The organism is Pseudomonas sp. GW821-FHT01A09, assembly GCF_058986725.1.
In genome coordinates, this window is sequence record NZ_JBYSWB010000082.1 from 1 (window position 1) to 571 (window position 571).

The following is a 571-nucleotide window of genomic DNA, read 5'->3' on the forward strand; positions in this document are numbered from 1 at the left end:
TGGCCGAGCGGGTAATGACCTCGAAGCTGTCGAGGTTGTCGGCGTTGATTCCGGCGCCATCGATCAGTATGTCGCCACCATCCACCTGCAACCGCTGCAGTTGGCCATGGGGATCGAGCAAAGGCTTGCCGGTGGTCAGGGTGGCGCGCGGCGTGTTGATAAAGCCGCAACCGTTGCAGGTGATGCCGTAGGGGTTGGCGACTATGACTCTTGCCGATTGGCCGGCGACTTCGGTGTAGCCATTGAGGTGGCTGCGGTTGTTGCCCGTGACCTCGAGCAGGATGTCGCTGGCAGCCGTGCCCTTGAGGTGGGCGTTGCCGGCGATGACGCCGCCCAGTTGGGTGCTCTGGGCCTGGCCGGTGGCGTTGTTGAGGATGACGCCTTGACCGCCGACGTTGTAATCACTGAATTGGCTGTGCGACAGGCCGCTGCCGTTGGGCGTGGCGATGTTGACGATGGGCACGCCGTTGCCCGCAGCCCCCACTGTGGTGCCTGGCCCGCTGGGAACGATGCCGTCGGCTATTGCCCACAGGGGCTGCCAGAACAGGACATTGGCCAGCAGCCACGCCAG

General features: G+C 64.4%; 1 protein-coding gene. It reads right to left on the bottom strand.

The features are described 5' to 3' along the window. A partial coding sequence (locus tag AC3WJP_RS29150; protein WP_493724611.1) for a filamentous hemagglutinin N-terminal domain-containing protein occupies positions 1 to 571 on the bottom strand: 571 nt, incomplete at both ends.